This is a genomic window from Promicromonospora kroppenstedtii DSM 19349, assembly GCF_000515355.1.
GTDB classification, from domain to species: Bacteria; Actinomycetota; Actinomycetes; order Actinomycetales; family Cellulomonadaceae; genus Promicromonospora; species Promicromonospora kroppenstedtii.
In genome coordinates this window covers 28,098-28,692 of record NZ_KI911707.1, presented here as the reverse complement: position 1 = coordinate 28,692, position 595 = coordinate 28,098, and the positions used below count along the sequence as shown (strand labels likewise).

Annotated in this window: 1 protein-coding gene; it reads left to right on the top strand. The window is 75.8% G+C overall.

What is annotated here, in order from left to right; genetic code table 11:
* On the top strand, positions 1–595 hold a 595-nt coding region (locus tag PROKR_RS18980), incomplete at both ends, for a Gfo/Idh/MocA family protein (protein ID WP_036965793.1).

Sequence of the window (595 nt, the reverse complement as noted above, 5' to 3'; positions counted from 1 at the left end):
GCTGGCGGCGCTGGAGGCCGGCCGGCACGTCGTCGTCGAGAAGCCGCTCGCGCTCGACGTCGGCGACGCGCTCCGGGTCGCCCGTGCCGCGCACGAGCGCGGGCGGTCCGTCTCGATGATCGCCCAGCGCCGGCTGGAGTCCGAGCACATCGCGCTCAAGCAGGCGCTCGACGACGGCGCGCTGGGCGAGCTGCGGCTCGCCATGACCACGGTGCACTGGCACCGGGACGACGACTACTACCGCGCGGCGGGCTGGCGCTCCGCCGCGGACCAGGGCGGTGGGTCGCTCATGAACCAGGGGGTGCACAACGTGGACCTGCTGCGCTGGCTCTGCGGCCCGGTCGAGTCGGTGACGGCGCAGTCCGGCACGCTCGCACACGCGATCGAGGCCGAGGACACGACGGTCGCGACGCTCCGGTTCGCCTCGGGAGCCCTCGGCGTCGTGACCACGACGACGGCGACGCCGCCCGGGTTCCCCGCGACGATCTCGCTGTTCGGTTCCCGGGGATCGGTCGAGCTCGGGCAGGGCGAGGTGCTGCGCTGGGACGTGCCGGGGGTGCCCCGGCCGACGGCGGGCGTGCCGGCGAGCGGCGCG